19 protein-coding genes and 1 pseudogene are annotated in these 18,026 nt (G+C 47.0%); 3 read left to right on the top strand and 17 right to left on the bottom strand.

Annotation, left to right across the window (positions count from 1 at the left end; all coding sequences use genetic code 11):
* Positions 1-27: 27 nt before the first annotated feature.
* The 7 genes and pseudogenes from BM415_RS25160 to BM415_RS17045 form a co-directional block, all read right to left on the bottom strand.
* The gene (locus BM415_RS25160; protein ID WP_170862525.1) at positions 28-168 is read right to left on the bottom strand and encodes a hypothetical protein; all 141 of its coding nucleotides are present in this window, start codon (positions 166-168) and stop codon (positions 28-30) included.
* Positions 169-277: 109 nt separating this feature from the next.
* Entirely contained in the window at positions 278-1,276 is a 999-nt protein-coding gene (locus BM415_RS17070; protein ID WP_091160104.1) for a glycosyltransferase, read from the bottom strand.
* Positions 1,277-1,417: 141 nt separating this feature from the next.
* The gene (locus BM415_RS17065; RefSeq protein WP_091160102.1) at positions 1,418-1,633 is read right to left on the bottom strand and encodes a cold-shock protein; all 216 of its coding nucleotides are present in this window, start codon (positions 1,631-1,633) and stop codon (positions 1,418-1,420) included.
* A 124-nt stretch (positions 1,634-1,757) separates the two neighbouring features.
* Positions 1,758-1,961, bottom strand: a complete 204-nt coding sequence (locus tag BM415_RS17060) for a cold-shock protein (protein WP_091160101.1) — start codon at positions 1,959-1,961, stop codon at positions 1,758-1,760.
* Between the two features lie 319 nt (positions 1,962-2,280).
* The gene (locus tag BM415_RS17055; RefSeq protein WP_091160099.1) at positions 2,281-3,048 is read right to left on the bottom strand and encodes a glycerophosphodiester phosphodiesterase family protein; all 768 of its coding nucleotides are present in this window, start codon (positions 3,046-3,048) and stop codon (positions 2,281-2,283) included.
* A 215-nt stretch (positions 3,049-3,263) separates the two neighbouring features.
* Positions 3,264-4,697: pseudogene (locus BM415_RS17050) on the bottom strand (hypothetical protein).
* A 295-nt stretch (positions 4,698-4,992) separates the two neighbouring features.
* The gene (locus BM415_RS17045) at positions 4,993-5,508 is read right to left on the bottom strand and encodes a DUF2179 domain-containing protein (protein ID WP_091160098.1); all 516 of its coding nucleotides are present in this window, start codon (positions 5,506-5,508) and stop codon (positions 4,993-4,995) included.
* A gap of 239 nt (positions 5,509-5,747) precedes the next feature.
* Here BM415_RS17045 and BM415_RS17040 point away from each other — a divergent pair, with 239 nt between their 5' ends.
* Positions 5,748-6,782, top strand: a complete 1,035-nt coding sequence (locus tag BM415_RS17040) for a Leu/Phe/Val dehydrogenase (protein WP_091160096.1) — start codon at positions 5,748-5,750, stop codon at positions 6,780-6,782.
* A gap of 1 nt (position 6,783) precedes the next feature.
* Here the strand turns inward: BM415_RS17040 and BM415_RS17035 are convergent, their stop codons facing one another.
* From BM415_RS17035 to BM415_RS16995, 9 genes are all read right to left on the bottom strand, one after another.
* Positions 6,784-8,397 carry an alkaline phosphatase family protein gene (locus BM415_RS17035; RefSeq protein WP_091160094.1) on the bottom strand — a complete coding sequence of 538 codons (1,614 nt, stop codon included), beginning with the start codon at positions 8,395-8,397 and terminating at the stop codon, positions 6,784-6,786.
* A gap of 256 nt (positions 8,398-8,653) precedes the next feature.
* Positions 8,654-9,265, bottom strand: a complete 612-nt coding sequence (locus BM415_RS17030; protein ID WP_091160093.1) for a PepSY domain-containing protein — start codon at positions 9,263-9,265, stop codon at positions 8,654-8,656.
* 167 nt (positions 9,266-9,432) lie between these two features.
* Positions 9,433-10,212, bottom strand: coding sequence for a PepSY domain-containing protein (locus BM415_RS17025; RefSeq protein WP_091160092.1), 780 nt, complete (start codon positions 10,210-10,212; stop codon positions 9,433-9,435).
* Positions 10,213-10,290: 78 nt separating this feature from the next.
* Positions 10,291-11,661, bottom strand: a complete 1,371-nt coding sequence (locus BM415_RS17020; RefSeq protein WP_091160090.1) for a sensor histidine kinase — start codon at positions 11,659-11,661, stop codon at positions 10,291-10,293.
* Positions 11,658-12,374 carry a response regulator transcription factor gene (locus tag BM415_RS17015; RefSeq protein ID WP_091160088.1) on the bottom strand — a complete coding sequence of 239 codons (717 nt, stop codon included), beginning with the start codon at positions 12,372-12,374 and terminating at the stop codon, positions 11,658-11,660. The genes BM415_RS17020 and BM415_RS17015 overlap by 4 nt, the downstream gene beginning before the upstream one ends.
* 50 nt (positions 12,375-12,424) lie before the next feature.
* A complete protein-coding gene (locus BM415_RS17010) occupies positions 12,425-13,069 on the bottom strand; it encodes an SDR family oxidoreductase (protein ID WP_091160087.1) in 645 nt (214 codons plus the stop codon).
* Positions 13,070-13,374: 305 nt separating this feature from the next.
* On the bottom strand, positions 13,375-14,556 hold the full coding sequence (locus BM415_RS17005; RefSeq protein ID WP_091160085.1) for an NAD(P)/FAD-dependent oxidoreductase: 1,182 nt from the start codon (positions 14,554-14,556) through the stop codon (positions 13,375-13,377).
* A 36-nt stretch (positions 14,557-14,592) separates the two neighbouring features.
* Positions 14,593-15,027 carry a DUF1641 domain-containing protein gene (locus BM415_RS17000; protein ID WP_091160084.1) on the bottom strand — a complete coding sequence of 145 codons (435 nt, stop codon included), beginning with the start codon at positions 15,025-15,027 and terminating at the stop codon, positions 14,593-14,595.
* Positions 15,028-15,899: 872 nt separating this feature from the next.
* Positions 15,900-16,364, bottom strand: a complete 465-nt coding sequence (locus tag BM415_RS16995) for a DIP1984 family protein (RefSeq protein ID WP_091160082.1) — start codon at positions 16,362-16,364, stop codon at positions 15,900-15,902.
* Positions 16,365-16,548: 184 nt separating this feature from the next.
* Here BM415_RS16995 and BM415_RS25155 point away from each other — a divergent pair, with 184 nt between their 5' ends.
* Positions 16,549-16,701 carry a hypothetical protein gene (locus BM415_RS25155; protein ID WP_170862523.1) on the top strand — a complete coding sequence of 51 codons (153 nt, stop codon included), beginning with the start codon at positions 16,549-16,551 and terminating at the stop codon, positions 16,699-16,701.
* A gap of 136 nt (positions 16,702-16,837) precedes the next feature.
* Positions 16,838-17,359 (top strand): cupin domain-containing protein, encoded by a 522-nt coding sequence (locus BM415_RS16990; RefSeq protein WP_091160081.1) that lies wholly within the window; start codon positions 16,838-16,840, stop codon positions 17,357-17,359.
* On the opposite strand, the gene BM415_RS16985 is transcribed toward BM415_RS16990, so the two are convergent.
* Positions 17,335-17,943 carry a TVP38/TMEM64 family protein gene (locus tag BM415_RS16985; protein WP_244533484.1) on the bottom strand — a complete coding sequence of 203 codons (609 nt, stop codon included), beginning with the start codon at positions 17,941-17,943 and terminating at the stop codon, positions 17,335-17,337. The two genes, BM415_RS16990 and BM415_RS16985, sit on opposite strands and share 25 nt — an antisense overlap.
* Positions 17,944-18,026 lie beyond the last annotated feature (83 nt).

The following is an 18,026-nucleotide window of genomic DNA, read 5'->3' as shown; positions in this document are numbered from 1 at the left end:
AAACAACTACTGATCCGTTCCTAGAGGTTATGGCAGGCATCTTCTCGAATGGTTAACGATATGGGACAATTGGACAGACTTCTCCCGTATTACGAAACCTCTGAAAAAGATGCCAGACAGCACCATTGGCAGCTGGCTCAAGCGGTTGTTTACCCATTCGAAATTCACCTACCTCACCTCCTCTCATCAAAGTTACTGTTACTATACCATAAAAAGGATTGTTACCACACCAGGCTCGTGCGGAAAAAATGTCTATAGCTGTTTTTTACCAAGCCAACTACTTAAGCCATGCTTCAAAGAACCTGCGATAACCTTCCTTCATCACCGTTCTGGAAAATGCACTGAAGGCATAATCGCGATTTTCCTCAGACGTTCTACGCGGAGAGGCGCAAGCCATGTTCACCAGCTCAAAGAAATTGCGATCATTTCCGCTGAAGGCATGGGTAGAATTGATATGTCCGTAGCAGGGATGCTCGGGCTTCACTACCATTTTGCCCATCGCCAGCGCTTCTGTCAGCGGCATCGCAAACGTATCAAAGCGAGAAGAGCTCCAGTATACCTTGGAGGAATTCATCAGCTCGAACACCTCATCTTGGGTCAGAGCAAAGCGAAGCTTGATGTTATCCGGAATATCATACTTCTTCATGCTCTCCTCATACCGGCCTCCACCGAACACCATGAAGACCTCCTTGTCCGGATTCTGTCTCGCATACTCCAGCACGAGATCCGGCCTGCGATTGGCCTCATCCCGGCCAATCCACATGACCCGGTTATCAACGACGGCAGACGGATCATAATGCTTCCTCGCCAGCTCCTCATCGAATCCAATCGGAATGACGGTAATGTCCCGAACACCGAAATTCGAGCTCATTTCCCGCTTCAGAAATTCCGTCTGCACGATCGCCTTGTCCACAATCGAATAGAATGGCTTCATCATCTCATAGCCGGTCAGAGCAGGATCGGGGAAGCTGTGCGGGAAAAGCACGCTGTTCTCCAGAAACATTTTCAGAAAAGTAAACCCGGATACGGTATAAATGACATGCTCAATATGTTGAGAATAGATCTGATCCAGCACGATATCGTAATTAACCAGATCTCCCTTCTCGTGCTCATAGCCTGGAACCCAGTCATATCCGCTGACATGCCGCTCCGGCGATATAAACACGATCTCGACACCCAGCTCCCGTCCGATGCTCTGCAGCCTGTCTGCAAACACCCGGGGTCCCTGTGCTTCGGTAAACTGAATTTTGCGCATCACGAGTCCAACCTTATCCAATAACCTTCTCCCCTTATCGTCATATGGATAAATATAATATAGAAAAAACCGCCATAGGGGAAGGAGTAACCTTACCTTATCGCGGTACACTTACAGAGCTATGCTATTTCTTATATTCCATTTGTATCAACATACAAAAAACTAACCTTTTTTCATTGCTTTCAGATCACTGGTTGCGTTGGAGAGTATAGGCAACATTCTCATCTGCCGCTCCATTGGCGAGGAACATAGACTGCAGCTTGGTTCGCTCTCGAACGTAAAGTCGTCCCTCATCCAGCCTTTGCAGTCATCATTGGTACATGACCACACTTTTGTGTTTTCCTCGGGGATTTCCTCTGTTACTTGACGTCTGTACATGAATACTTCCCCTCCTATCTACGCAAATAAACGGCTCTATTCCGTCTATCCCGCATTCGCTATTTTGGAGTGAAAACAAGAACTGCCTTCAACTTGTCAGTTAAAGGCAGTTTAGCAGGTCGGCTTAGTATACTTTTACTACGTTCTCTGCTTGTGGTCCGCGGTTTCCTTCTACCACGTTGAATTCAACGCGTTGTCCTTCGTCGAGGGTTTTGAAACCGTCGCCAGTGATTGCGCTGAAATGTACGAAAACGTCGCTTCCGCCTTCAACTTCGATGAAACCGAAGCCTTTCTCTGCGTTAAACCATTTAACTGTACCTGTTTGCATTAGGGTCATTCTCCTTTACACTATATTAATATGGTTATTTTCATTTAAAAAAATTCACATATTGGAAAAAGTGCCATTTCGAAATGAAGCTCTTTCCAAAATGTGAATTACACCGTTTCATATACCTTATCATATTTAAATCAACAATGCAATAGAAATTAAGAAAAAATTACTTTATTTACCAAACTAAATTGTTTGTTCTTATATTTGACGTATGATGCTGGCTTAAAAAAGTAAGCTGTGGCATGCCTCTGACATTCCCCGCCTCTTCATTATTCCCCAGTTCAGGCTTCGGCATACCACAGCATTTGGCATATTTTTAAGCTGTGCCTTCCAGCCGCTGTTTAATGCGCAAAGCAGGAAGTGGGTCGTTGCAGGTCATCATCTGCGTTCCGCAGCCGACTGCATACAGCACACTGTCACTCGTGTCTGGACAGTAGCTCCACACCTGCAGCCCCATATTCCGGAATGCTTGTACATCTTCCCGATTCAGGATCGCCAGCTCCATCGCTAGAGCCCACATTTTGGAGTAAGTACCGTCCTCCCCTGGAACAAAATTACGCATAACCTCACCCTTAAATCCTTGGGTCTTGGCTCCGTATTGATCATATAGGTAAGCGATAATATCAGCATCAAAGCAGGTAAAGACACACCTCTCGTACAGACCATGCTCATGCAGCAGCTCTATTGCAGCATCGGCTGTGTCCTTCGCATCGGCGCTGGATTTGATCTCCACGTTCAGCAACATGTCCGGATATCCGGCAAGCAGCTGGCACAGCTCTTGAAATGCAGGAATTCTAAGTCCTTCGAACTCCGGAGCGAACCAGCCTCCGGCATCCAGCTCCTTCAGCTCCGCGAGCGTCTTCTCCCTCACTTCACCGCTGCCATTCGTCGTGCGGTCCACTGTTGCATCGTGAATAACGACGACCTCACGGTCCTTCGACATGCGCAGATCAAACTCCAGCATGTGACAACCCACTTCGATAGCGCGCTTGAAGGATAGCAGCGTATTCTCCGGGTAAGCCGATTTATAACCCCGATGTCCTGCCACGACCATGCCTGTTATGGATTCCAGTCGCTCAATCATCTTTTATATAACCTCCTTATCAACATCTAGGTCTTAAATTACATATTACGATGATTTTTAAAGGAGACTGTTAACGGAGTGTGAAAAATATGTCATCATTTAAATGAGTTATGGAGAAGGATCCATGTATAACTTAACAAAAAAAGCCCAGCGAGCTCTGATTAGCGGTGCTCACTGGGCTGTATGATCTCAACAAATATGGAGTGACACTACATTTAGTACGCTGTCTTCAGCCAGTTATCCTTGCTCCAGCTCAGTATGCCTGCTCCCGCTCCTGCCGCTCCCGTGAGTCTTGATTGGAGCGTCGAAGGATCATCCATCGTATGGCTGTAAGGCAGCGAGCTCATACCGCTCCAGCTGAACGGGATGATTACCGCAGGTACAGGTGCGAGCGGACTACCTGCCGTATCGCTGCTGCCCCGGAACGAGGAGCCGTCTAGCGAGTACATCGTGTCCACAGCTCGAATTTTACCGGTGTATGAAGCGTCGGATGGGTCCGTCTGGTTGTTGCGCATCGGATACTGGATGCCGATAATGCTTGATTTCTCAACCAATACGGCGCCTCCCTCTGTTGAGATGGCTCCATTGCTCGTTACATCAAACTTATAGCCTTTGGATGAAATAGCGGAAGCCATCGCCGGTGTAATTCGCTGCTTGGCAAGCCTCGCTTCCCCGCTGTCCATAACGATGTTATAGGCATGCGCATTTCCGCCCCGCAGGCGCGGCAGACGGTCCTGAACATCCTTGTAGTAGTTATGGTGTAGTGTAATGGACAGACTCGGGTTTCCTGAATCAAAAGAGGTGGAGCCGACGAGATGACCTTTTTTCTGAGAGGCAGCAATCGCAATAATATCGTCCTTGCTCAGACCTACGGCGGTGCTTCGCAAATAGTTGTACATCGGATAGGATGAACGGTTTGCTTCCAGTTCATTGATCTGCTGTGTAACCCAGCTGTTTGCACTTCTGTCATCTCCCTTGAATACAGACCACGAGATCGTCACACCATTCGTTCCTTTTTTTGCATCGACCAGCCCGTCATAGGCTTTATGAAACGTGCAGTGGTCAATCCACACTTTACTGGTCTCCTCCAGGGTAATGTAATCCCAGTCATTCTTGTCGTAATCTCCCTTGGAGGACTCATCCCACTCCCACAGCTCATCAAACTCTAGGTTCCGAATGATCACGTTCTGGCTGCGCTTCACGCTGATGGCTGCATGCTTGATGGTGGCTCCATTTGCAGAGAAGATCGTAAGCCCGTTAAAGCCGTCAATGGTCAGCTTGCTGACACCTGTCTGCTTCAGAACCGGGTGTGTTAGGGCATCATTATGCTCGGCAAAAGGCGACTTCTGGGCAGCGGCAGGGAGCTCGTTCCAGCCCAAATCAAGATCGTTCATGATTTCTACTACTTTTACGCCAGAGCCTTTCTTTAATGCGGCCGCCAGTTCTGTGGCATTATAAACTTTCCGATACTTCGCTGTGTCGGTCTCGCTGACAATGCCTCCTCCCGCATTACCGGCCGAGAATCATGTCAGGTTATAATCTGCATTTCCTGCGGCAACCGTCTGCTGTAGAGGGACAACCGTTATGACAAGCGCGAGACTAATCACCGCTGCAAACAGTGTCCTCCAAGGTTTGTCCTTTCTTTTCATCATTCATCGCCTCCTCTGTTTCGAATTGCTCTCAATTTAATCAATGGAATAGATTACAGCAATAATCAGCAGAACAGCTGTGAGCTGAACAATGCACTCACTCGGCAAGACAATAATCATTTCTTCACATGCTCTGCAATAGAAAAAGAGCCCGCTCACGCCGCTAGGGTGCTCGCCAGGCTCTTTTAGATTATTCTAGGGAACTTTAGACACTCTATGTTCTCTATGATCATTAAGAACTTACAATCATTATCTCATTTCTATCGAATCTTTTTTGGGATGAAGCCATTCTCCGCTATCTCTTAATGGATCTTGTCCAGAAGCCGCCATGGAACTGCTTGGGCTCCACCGTTATAATAAATGCTTTGGGATCAAGCTCCAGAATGGACTGATACAGCCTCTTCTGATTTTTGCGCTTTGCCAGTATTTCCATTACAAGCCGGTCACCATCTCGGCCATTGCCGAGCCATGAGGTAACACCGTAGCCTTTTTCTCTAAGTGTGGTTACTATCGTTCCCCTGGCCTGATCACAGATCACTTTGACCGTCACATAACCGAGCGCGATCTTCTCCTCAATCCAAGCTCCAATCAGGATACCTAAACCATAACCGAGCGCATATACGATCAAGGCGGCAGCCTGATCCAAATAACTAAGCACCAGATTTAAGCCAAGCACGTAAATGACGATCTCCATCATACTGATCAGTGCCGCGATATACTTCTGGCCCTTCAGCGTCAGAATCATTCGCAGCGTGTAAGCTGATACATATACAATCTGGATCGCAAAAATAAAAAGCAACGTTGTGCCCATGTCATCACACTCCTATCTGCCAAGCTGTTAGCACCAAACGTTCTTCTTATCTGGCGCCTCATCCGAATGTTCCTAAATACAGCATATCCAATTGTATTACACCTGTATTATTATACTGAAACAAGCCATTTCTTGCGATGCACCAATAATCAGTACATCTGTCCATGCGCTTTCAAGAGACGATTCGAATATATTAGACAAATATATGGATATAGAATAATGGAGGAGGCGCATCAGACATGGATGTCTGGAGGGCAATGCAGGACCGCGGGATGGAAGAGCTCATATTTTGTCAGGATCAGAAGAGCGGTCTCAAAGCCGTTATCGCCTTGCACAGTACCAAGCTGGGACCTGCCTTGGGGGGCTGCCGCTTATGGTCATATGCTTCGGAACAGGAAGCCATTGAAGATGCCATGAAACTTGCTAAAGGCATGACCTATAAGGCAGCTATATCTGGCCTGCCATACGGCGGGGGCAAGGCCGTGGTGTTGAAGCATGTCGGTATGAGGCGGGATGCGGCGTTTGCTGCACTCGGTCGATTCATAGAGAGGCTGCATGGTGAGTATATTACCGGGGTCGATCTTGGAACGACTCCACAGGATATGGACCAGATTAACCGTGAAACCAGACATGTGACCGATCAGAGCGGAACACTGGGAGCAACCGGAAATTTCACTGCCGAAATGACTGCCTATGGTGTATTTCTTGGCATACAGACTTCGTTAACCTGCAAATATGGGCTGACCGATATGAAAGGAGTTCGAATCGCGCTCCAAGGGCTTGGCAAAGTCGGATATGCCTTGGCAAGACGTCTTCATCAGGCTGGAGCTCAGCTGATTGTATCTGATATTGATCCGGGAAAAATAAGCCAAGCTGTGCAAGAATTTAATGCATTACCCGTCTCATCCGAGAATATTCATCTGCACAGCTGTGAGGTCTATGCTCCATGCGCTATGGGCGGAACGCTCACTCATCTGAGCATTCCCCAATTGTCCTGCGGGATTGTTGCCGGTGCAGCCAACAACCAATTAGCTGATGAACAGCTGTGTGATATGCTGGAGCAGCGAAATATTCTGTATGCCCCTGATTATGCCATCAATGCAGGTGGAATTCTCAGTACTGGCGCTGAGCTTGCCGGAACCGGGGCCCGAGGAGCCACAGCAGCGGTTGAGAAGATACCAGGTACCCTTAAGCATCTGTACGAGTATGCTCGTAAGAACGGTATTACAACTGCTTCAGCAGCGGATACAATTGCCGAAGCGAAATTCGCTTGAATCAGTCCGTGAGCAGCTTCTGCAGATATAGCTTTAAATCAATGATTCTTAAATCTTTGGGCGGCTGTTGATCCGTTCCACAAATAATCAGAGGGACAAGAGACTCGTCCTTACGAATGGACCCATGTCCGCCCCCACCATGATGTGTCGGCGAGCTGCGATCCGCTAACTCATATCCCGGCTTCGCCGTGACAACTAGGAAATCTCCTTGATGGGAGTGAAGCGCACTAGATAATCGCCGCAGCACATCAGGATAGTCACCATATTTCAGCGATCCACTCCCTTGATCTATATTCAGATCCAGCACCTCCGGCGCCTCTTCAATCGTCCAATTCTGCTGGTAGGGATCGACAAGGCCCCCGCCAACTCGGTACATCAGCCGTTTGTTCGTCTCCCCTTGAAGTACATGGATCCATCCACCCTCCTTCCAGGATACAAAATCGATACGGGGGTCTGCTGTCATCAGACGAGCCCATTCTTCATAGGGCTTCGCCGTATTGTTCGGATACACATAAGCCATCGTTTCATTCACAGCGAGAATGATATCTGTCTCTTCTGTGACTTCCTCACCCGCACGCAGTACCCTATAATCTGTGAACAGATCAGGAAGATCAATCACAGCGTTCTGATCCTCGGGTAGAAGCCTTGTCATCCCGCTGTCTCCAGCAATAATAAAAACCGTCTTATCCACTGCTGTCTCTCTCGATCCAAAAGCCTGCAGCATTTCCTCAAGCTGCCTGTCCACTTCTTTGACTCCCTCCAGTCCAGGCGGGCCGCTCTTATGCATTTTTTGATCCAGGTCCGGTAGATAGGCAAATAAGAAATCAGGCAGTTTATTTTGCTTCACCAAATATTTTACTGCTTCTACCGAGTATTTGTTCGTGAGGCCCATCCGATCGGGAAGACCATCGGGCAGATTATGCGTGGACGCATCCTCAGACGCGTTCTCTAGTGGATTAGCCATTGAGCCCAGAGCCAGCAAATCTGGACCCTTGACATGGATTTTCTGCGGTAATGATGACGGACCATACACCCAAGCGGGAAGCTGAAGCGTATGATCGGACAGACCGCGATAGATCAACCCGTTTATTGAACCGGATTTTAGATTTTTTCGTGCCAAATCTTCGTAGATTGTAGACCGTTTCGGACTCAGATGGTTACCGTTTAAATTCACGATAGCATCGGACAGCGTTCTATTAATGCCATGCTTCCAGATCTCCATAGGACCGGATCCATAATTGATCAATTTCTTCTCCTGTGCAGAATACCATACGAGCCCTGGAATTTGGTGTTCATCAGGATATGAACCGGTCAGCAAAGAGCTGTCGATAGACACAGACATCGTAGGGAAGGAGGTAACCATATCTCTGTAATATTGACCGTGATCGATTAAGTATTTGAAGCTGGGCAGCTCACCCTGCCGGATTCCCTGATCAATGGCTTCTGCCATTAACGAATCGACCAGCAAGAACATGACTTTCTTGGAATGATCTCTGTTCGCAGACTTCACGTGCAGCAGATCTTGATCCTCGAATTGCGAGCTTTGGTACTGACACCCTGTTGCCAAGCATGTTATGAGGATGATTAGCAGCAATGTGTATCCTATTTTAATCATGTAAGTGTGCACCCTCTCATCTGTCAGATATCGATCCTTTTAAACCAGGACAAGCATTGGAATATTTATAGTTATAGTGATCCTTAAGCAAAAGAATCTTACTAGCATATTATGTAAATTAGTGCGGTCACACTTATACCTCTCATGACATCAAAAAAAGACCCTCTCTCATGAGGGCCTTCTAATCATGCATCTATGGCTATTTGGGTGTGTGTGATTAACTTAATGTCATCAATTAGAATGCTATTGTTAACGATTAATCGTCGTCACGATCATCTTTGTCTATGGACAGCACCTTGCCGGTGTTCGCGTCAATCTCAACCTCTGCTTCATACTTGGAGTTAACGACCTCTACTTCATATTGAAGCCGATTGTCATCCTCGTCCAGCTCAATCTGTACCACCTTGCTGTTACTCAACTGCTTAATCGCAATCTTCTCCGCATCTGCTGCAGACAGCTTCACCGAAGCGATGGCTTCAGACTCGTAACGATCATCATCATCGTCATAGCGGTCATCATCATAACGATCATCATCATGCGTGAATACATCGAGTGTCTTTCCAGTATAAGCATCAATATGAACAGTGACATCTTTGTCGCCTTGCTCGATCTCTACATCATAGAAGGCAATGTTATTGTATCTCTCCAAATCGATATCATCGATATGACCTTTGTTCCCCGCGGCTTTAAGCGCCGCTTTCTTCGCCTGACCGAAGTTAATCATCGTTTCCGGGTTAAAGGAAGCAGAGGATACTTCACTGTTTCCCGTTGTAGTTGCTGCTTCACTATTACTTGCGGCGAAGATTGCCGTTCCTCCAGCGATCAAACCTACAGCCAACACCCCGCTCAATACGACTTGCTTCTTCATCACTCATCAGCTCCATTTCATGTTATTGGGTCGTTTGTTTCTCCCTTACAACACCATCTTACTCCCGCAAAATGAGAACAAAGAAAGAGCAAGATTAGAATTTGATGAGAAAATGAAGTGGTTTCACATCTTTATGATATTGGTTCTAATGATATTGATTTTAATGATTATTCATTCTCATCTTCTTGATCATCATTGTCATCAAAAGCATCCTCATGCATAACAGATTTGACCTTGCCCGTAATGGCAAGCACTTGAACGATCATCTCCTCACCGCTCACATCCTCAATTTCAACCAGATAATACGGAATATCCGATTCTCTGGCACGCAGCTCAATGTCCTCCAATTCTCCATTCACCTCAGCTAAGGCAATATCAATGGCATCCTGTTCACTGATGAGCCGGATTGGCTCCTGTGGATCAGCCGGCTGTCCACTGCCTGTATTCGGATCCTGAGGCTTCACCTCAGATCGTGACAGAACCTCTCCGCTGTACGGATCAAGCTGTAATTCTACAATTTGATCCGTTGTCTGTACCTCTGCTCTGTAGCGCTTCCCTCCTGAGGATTCAGGAACGAGCTCCAGAAACAGCAGATCTCCTGGAGTATCAGCCAGAACAGCTTTTTTAATATCTTCTCTGCTCTGCATTACCGGTGTATTCACTTCGCTCTGTGAAATCTGCTCAATCGTTTGAATGCTCCCACTCTCGGCATCTACCGTTAAACGGTACTCACCACCCGTCTTTGTAACCAGACGAAGGTGATATTCGCTCCCCTGCAATCGGTTATCCTCGATCTTGGAGTCTGGATACTGCTGAAGCACGCTCTCAGATACCGTCTCAGCCGATAATATATCTGATTTATTCCATGGCTGAAAATAATAAAGACCTATCGCTAGCACCAGAATGGCTGCCACACCGCCATATAAACCCCACTTTTTAACGTTCACCAGGAGAACACCTCCTCTTTAAGTTTCATATCACAAGACAGCCATATATGGCTTATAAAGAGCCATTATAGCGGAGCTTTATGAGAATTTGCTGAGAAACGAGGGGAAGCGCAGTATGGCTGTTGTGCCTTCTCCACTACGGCTGCTAAGCTCAATCTCTGCCTGGATATGGCCGGCAATTTCTTTGGCCAGCGACAGTCCAAGCCCTGATCCGCCTTGCTTGCGTGTTCTGGCCTGATCAACACGGTAGAAGCGGTCGAATACTTTGGCAAGCTCACCTTCCGACATGCCAATGCCGTAATCTCTAATCGAGACTTTAATATAACCCTGTTCCTTCTCAACATGGATATCGATTTGCTCTTCACTGTATTTCCTCGCGTTATCGAGGAACAGAATAAGGAGCTGCTTGGCTTTATTGAGATCCGTGATCGCGAACATTTGCTCATCAGCTGCTTCAGTGTGCACATTCACCTCTCTGCGGTAGGCCGTTTGATAAGACCGGGCTGCATCCCGCGTCATATCTGCGATATTGCAGGGTTCCAGCTTCACTTCTGCAGATTCAGTCTGCCTTGCCATGAGCAGCAGCTGCTCTGTCATTTCACGCATCCTGACCGCCTCAGAATGGATAGCCTCAACCGATTCGTTAAACAGATCAGGCCGCTCTGCTCCTCTGCGTTTAAGCAGACTCGCATAGCTCTCAATAACGGTTAAAGGCGTCTTCAGCTCATGGGAGGCGTTGGATACGAATTGTTCCTGCTTCTCATAATTCATCTCCAGCCTGTCAATCATGCGATTGAACGTATTGCCCATCTCAAACAGCTCATCCTTGGATTTCTTCTCCATATTGATGGATTTGAAGCCGCCGCCCTGTTCAATATTTTTCATCGTGTCGATCATCCTTGATATCGGCTTGATAATGATCCCGCTGAGCAGACGACTGGAAATAATGACAGCAATCAGCGCTGCAACAGAGACGGAGAATAGTACGTTGCGCAGGACACGCAGATTATTATCTGCACTTGCCAGACTTTCGGTAATTTGTATATTCACGACCTCACCGTCAACCCAGATGACCGGCATTGATACAAATACGTACCTTGCTCCCTCGACCTCAGTGACCTGTGATATTTTGTTCGGATGGTATGTTACTTCAAGATTACCTAAGTGCTTTTGTGTTTGAGACGTCACGACTGGCCCCTCGCCCGACATCCGAACAAGACGGAGCATACCATCTGTCGGAACATAAGCACGAAGGAGATCATCCGGGGCAACATTCTCTGCTGCGCTCCTTATCCCTTCTACAATCGCACCTGCTTCTGCTTCGGCCCGCTCCGTCTGCGTGTTGATCGACATTCGATCAAACAGGATATAGATAAATGCGTTGATCAACAGAAGAAGTATCATAAAAAATACGGACGTATAAACGTAAATCGTCGTTCTCAGCTTCATGCGTCCGCCTTAAGCACGTAACCGACACCGCGCACTGTATGTATAAGTCCTGTTTCATGACCGTGATCCACTTTCTTGCGAACATAACGAATATAGACATCCACTACATTGGTATCTCCCAAATAGTCGTAACCCCACACGGCTTCAAGAATCTGCTCGCGGTTTAAGACTTGGCGCTGATTGCGCAGCAAATAGACAAGCAGATCAAATTCGCGGGGAGTGAGCTCAATAAAGCCATCCCCGCGTTTGACCTCTCTAGTTGCTTCATTCACACGCAGATTACCTGCCGTGAGCCACGTCTCACACTCTCCGGAGTTAGAAGTTGCTGCCGTTTGCGGCTGCATCTTACTGCTCAGACGCAGCGCAGCCCGTACACGAGCCAGTAATTCTTCAATCTGAAACGGTTTGGTTATATAATCCGTTGCCCCCAGATCAAGTCCCGATACCTTATCCTCCACAGATCCCTTAGCTGTCAAGAGAATAACCGGCGTATGTTCATCCTGACTGCGAATTCGGCGCAGCACCTCAATTCCACTGAGTCCCGGCAGCATTACATCGAGCAGAACGAGATCATATCCCCCTTGTTGAAATGCAGCAAGCCCCTCTGTGCCATTCGTCGTTTTATGCACTTTATAATTCTCGTATTCCAGCTCGATTTCAAGCAATCGAGCGATTTTTTCTTCATCCTCAACAATGAGAATAGATGCACTCATGACGACTCCCCCGCTTCATTCATATATGAATATAATCAACAATAAATTGACTAGATTTGTTCAATCACCTCGTTAATGGGTTCTGTTCCGGATACGAGCGAAAATGCCTTTCTGTATGTGTTGTCCGCATCCAGCGCGGCGATAATGACAGCAGCTACATCTTCCCGAGGTATGCTGCTCTCTCCTGCCTCCGGATTTAAAGTCACTTTGCCATTGCCCGGCTCATTCTTAAGCCCTCCAGGACGAATAATCGTATAATTCAAGGATGAACTCTCAAGCCACTTATCTGCATAGTGCTTGGCCACATAGTATGGCTTGATGGAGTCAGGCCACTTGGTTCTGTCTTCTGCATATAGGGCGCTCACCATAATGTAACGAGAGATGCCCGCCTTCTCTGCCGCTTCCATCGTCTTCACCGCACCATCCAGGTCGATGAGCAAGGTCTTGTCTGCACCTGTGTTTCCTCCTGACCCGGCAGTGAAGATAACAGCATCAATTCCCTTCATGGCTTCAGCCAGCTCCTCTACCGTGCCTTCCAGATCGGCAAGCACCGCCTCTACACCTGATTTATCGAGCGCCTCTAACTGCTCCTGCTTACGAACCATAGCACTAACGGTATGTCCCGGGTTCTCTTTCAGCTGAGATACTAGATGTCTTCCAATTTGGCCGTTGGCTCCAATTACGAGTACATTCATGATGTAATAGCTCCCTTCGATTCAATTATGCATACCCTTATGCTATACAAAGGTAGTCCTATCTATTTACCCAATCTGAACGACGTATTGCATCCGTTATATCCTCTAGTCGCCTTGTAACCTATGAATCAATCAAGGCCTCTTACCTAAGATGAATATACAGAACTCTGTCCGGCTGGTCCACTACAGGCTGATTCATGACCCCGATTATGCAAAATCGTGAAATGATGTAATGCAGTTCCGTACTTACAACATGATGATATGCAAAAAGGCGCCCCCTGAGGGACGCCTTGTAAATGAGGAACTTAGTACGCCAGAGCGAACAGACCCTCGATATGTTTCAGGTAACGGATGTTACTTGCTTCTTTCATGAGTGTTGCAGGAAGACCTTTCAGACGAGTCTGGCTTCCTCCAAGCATTGCGATCGCGTCTTTACGTCCAAGGCTTCCCAATGTACCGGAGAAGACAGGAGTGAAGACTTCGAGCTCGCCGCCCTTGATGGTAGCTGCCAGGTTATGTCCGATCGTCTCACCCATCTGCCAAGCAAGCTGTGCTGTTGGAGGGTAAGGACGAGCGCCTTCGCTCGGAATAACAACTGCGCTGTCACCAGCGATGAACACATTCTCATGGGATGTGGAATGCAGTGTTTCTTTTACAGTTGCACGTCCGCGGTTCACTTCGATACCGCAGTTTGCGACTACACTATTACCTTGAACGCCGCCAGTCCAGATCAGAGTGCTTGTCTCGATGGAGCTGCCGTCTTTCAGGAATACCGTATGCTCTTGCATTTCTGTGATCGCTACGCCAACGATGAATTTCACGCCGCGTTTCTCAAGACTTGTTTGAGCGCGCTCAACCAGCTCTGGCGGGAATCCTGCCAGGATCGAAGGACCTGCTTCTACGCTGTAGAGCTCCACTTCGCTGCGGTTGATGCCTTTTTGTTTACAAACTTCAGTAAGCACGTCTGCATACTCACCAACAAGCTCGATACCTGTCAAGCCGCCGCCGCCGATAACGATGGTAGCATCCTTTTTCTCGCCTGTTTTCTTGTATGCATCCAAACGAGCTTCCACGTGAGCGCGAATATTGTTCGCCTCTTCAACCGATTTCAGCGTAAAGCTGTACTCTTGAAGTCCTGGAATACCGAAGAATGCTGTTTCACTACCCAATGCAACAACAAGGTAGTCATAGCTATAGATGGTTCCGCTCTTCATTGTGACTTTGTTCTCGTCAGGCTTGATTTCGGCAACCGTATCAATTTTAAGATTCACGTCTTTACCGCGAAGCAGCTTCTCAAGTGGAAGAGCAACAGCCTTCTCTTTAATCGTACCTGCAGCCAGACGATGCAATTCTGTAATGATTTGGTGAGTCGGGAAGCGGTTCACAACCGTAATCGTTGCTTCTTCAGCAGACAGGTATTGACGCGCTGCAAGTGCGCTAAGCAATCCGCCGTAGCCGCCGCCCAGGATCAAAATTTGCTTCGACATATCCATCCTCCGTTCTTACTTTCGTATGAAAAAATCTTAGTCTTGTTTGTTTTGCTGACGTTCGTTCAAAATGCTCAAGAAAGCTTGGGCAAAACGAAGCGTGTGTTGTACGTTAGGGTCTTTCAGCATTTTGAGCATGCCGAACAAGCCAACAGAAGACTGTTCCGCTTGAGCGCGATCGCCAGCTTCGATGGCTGCAGAAGCAACACCTTTTGCTTTTTCTACTACTGGAGTAGTAAACTCGCCAAAGGCAACTTTCATGTCGTTTACGAATACTTGGTCCTTCGCCAGCCCTTGAGCAAAGTCGTAAGCTGTAGTCATTGCTGTTACCATTTCAGCCAGTTTAGGCAAGTTCTCAACCAGAACAGTAAGAGACTCCTGAACCTCCGGCTTCATCAATTGATCGAGCACATCATTTTGTGCTTGAGGAGCACCTGTAGCAGGTACTTCTTGTTGCGTCGGTTGTGACATAAGAGAACGTCCTCCTTTACTTTGGGTTATAAGCCCGCTCGCCTGACATTTCTGCTAAGCAATCTAGTCGATCAAGGAAGTACATAATTGTAATGTAACAATTTTCACACAAAGAAAGAGCCGTTGCCACTAAGGGCGGCTCAGGCAGCTCTACAGTAGAAGTGTGATGTATTCCATGGATCTATTGCTGACATGAATATGATCATTCTATCGCAATAACAAACTTACCGAACAGGTCATAAAAACGGATCCTATACCCTAATATTACACTTGTTACACGTGAACATGAAATAAATATTTTGGCAATTGTGAATACCTTGTGAACATTGTAACAAATACACCTTTTTTGTCAATACGACGAGTAAAGGCCTCATATCAATCCAAGAATAGCCTGTCTCCGTTATTCGATACTATATACGGTGTCAAAGAGCGTACTGATTACTATATGTATCAACGTATACACTTAAAATTTCCATAAAGTTTTATTCTCACTCTTGTTAATTTTTAACTGCATGAATCCATTTCAACCTTTGTTATGAATGGATTTACCTATCATGCAAAGGCCTCTCAATCCCCAATAAAAAAAGACTGCAATGCCTTCTCGCATTCGCAGTCTTGCAATCTCGGTAATGTCCCCTGGCCCACCCTCGCCTGTACCTGAAAAATCAGCATTTGGTCATAACATTAACTTGTTACATGTGATATGTACGTTGTACTGAGGATAAATTGTGATAAATGGAGTCCCCGGCTCTCGACGATTTTAATATTCGAATGGGTTCCAAGACCTTGCCTGTCTTGGTAGGCTAATGCTCGCTTTCTTCAGGCAGGCTACCAACTAACCGAGATCTTGATCTACTATTCTAAATTCGTAATTAAGGCGAAGTGATTAGATCCGTCGTCCAGTTCTTCTCCTGGATCTTCGTATCGAGCACGCGGTGAGCCTTCGCGAGCTCGTCAACCTGCTTCTGCAGCTTCTTGTTGTCAACGGTGGTAACGAACTTGATCTCGGATCTGCTCGTCCGCTCAAGACGAATGGTAGCTTGCCTGATAACATCATAGAGCACATCCCGATGCTTCACAGAAGTCTCCCGAAGAGCAAGTGCATCCGCAATACTAAGACCCGGTTCGAGCATAGTCTTCGCATTGGTGCGATTGATATCCTGAATCAGCTTCGTATATTGAGTCAAGCAATCCTCCAGCTCAGCGAACAACTCAGCAGGGTCTTCTGCTGGATCCTCCCCCTCCTGTACTCTAACGACACTTTCCAGACGAAATCTTAATTGTTGTATCTTTCTTTGTATATCCGAACGTAATATAAGTGCTTCTGCGAGTTTCATAACGTACCTCCACAGTTAAGTATCTCTGCTATTGTATCCTCTTTAGTTATATTTTTCCATATGTAGTTCCTAATATATTAATTTATCCCTCAAGCCTAGTAAAGCCCTGTTCAGCATCATGTTTGCCTTTCTACAAACCGGGTATGTAATAACTATATCCAATTTGAATAAGGAGGCATTCACGATGAAACAACCATCAAGCGAAGAGGTACGCAATCAAGCGGACAAGGAGAAAGACTCCAAGGAGCAAGTAGACAAAATGAAAAAGCATGAGGACGTGGAGCCTCAAGCCGAGAACTGGAATCCTCGATCAGAGGATAATCTGAAGCAGTCATAATTCTAATAGAACAGGCCAAAAATAAGCTGCAGTAACGTTATGTGACACAGCTGCAAGCCATGATCAGAGGATATCCCTTGTTCATGGCTTGTTTAATATAAGGCCTTCAACAGTAAATAGAAGGAGGACATCTCAAATGGCACAAACACAGTTCAAGACACGGGCTTATCGCTTCGAGGATGATGGTATCATTCCAAACCACCCGAATTTACCTGTTCTATTATATCCTGGCGTTCTAAGAGGCAGAGAACAGGAGATGGAATCCATATTCAACAGCCACAATTGGCAGAATACCTGGACGGGCGGCGTATTTCCCTATCATCATTATCATAGCAATACACATGAGGTCCTCGGTGTAATCAGCGGGTCAGTCAAGCTGCATCTCGGCGGGGAGAAAGGCATCATGGTTACTGCTTCTGCTGGAGATGTCATCGTTCTTCCTGCCGGCACCGGCCACAAGAAGATTGAAGCAAGCAGCGATTTTCAGGTGGTGGGCGGTTATCCCGATGGAATCGAATATGATACCTATACAGGCGAAGCAGGAGAGCGGCCCAAGGTTCTTCAGGACATCAAGCAAGTTCCTCTGCCTGATCAAGATCCCGTATTCGGAATCAACGGACCGCTCCACACTTATTATCGATTAGAAGATTCAGTGTAATAGGCTTCTACTCTCTTGCTTGCCACAATGGTCAAAATGATAAACAGCACGACGCCAACCAGAATGAGGGGATGCTGGATAATCTCCTCCAGATTGGTGCCGATATAGGTCACATAAAATATCATGATTCCTTTGCCGACCCCTGCCGCCAGCAGGAATAGTCCGGGACGCATCTGAGCTGCCCCTGCCGCCATGTTCACCAGTACAAACGGTCCCATCGGGAACATCCCGAGCAGGAATACGTAACTGAACGCATTACGGCGTATCCATCGCAAGCTCTTCTGAACCTTGGGCTTCTGCGTCCAGCGCTGGATGTAGGAAGTCAGTGCAATTCTGCGAATGATCAGAAAAGTCAGGAAGCTGCCTCCCACCAGGCCAATCCACGAGTAGACGAATCCAGCCCAGCCATAAACAACGCCGTTCGCTCCTACGATCAGCAGGGTTGGCAGCGGTGGGATAAAGGATTTCAAGAATGTGATTAGAATGCCGGGCAGCGGTCCGTAGGAACGGAATCGTTCGAGCAGCATTATGATATTTTCTTCCGTGAAATACGACATGATATCCGTGACGGACCAACTGTACATTGAGGAAGCCTCCAGACGTGCTGTTGATATAAGGATATTATAGCTTTATCCCCCCGACCGAAACATGGACAAGTTCACTTTTG

This window comes from Paenibacillus sp. 453mf, from assembly GCF_900116105.1.
GTDB lineage: Bacteria > Bacillota > Bacilli > Paenibacillales > Paenibacillaceae > Paenibacillus > Paenibacillus provencensis.
This window is presented reverse-complemented; position numbering and strand designations above follow the sequence as displayed.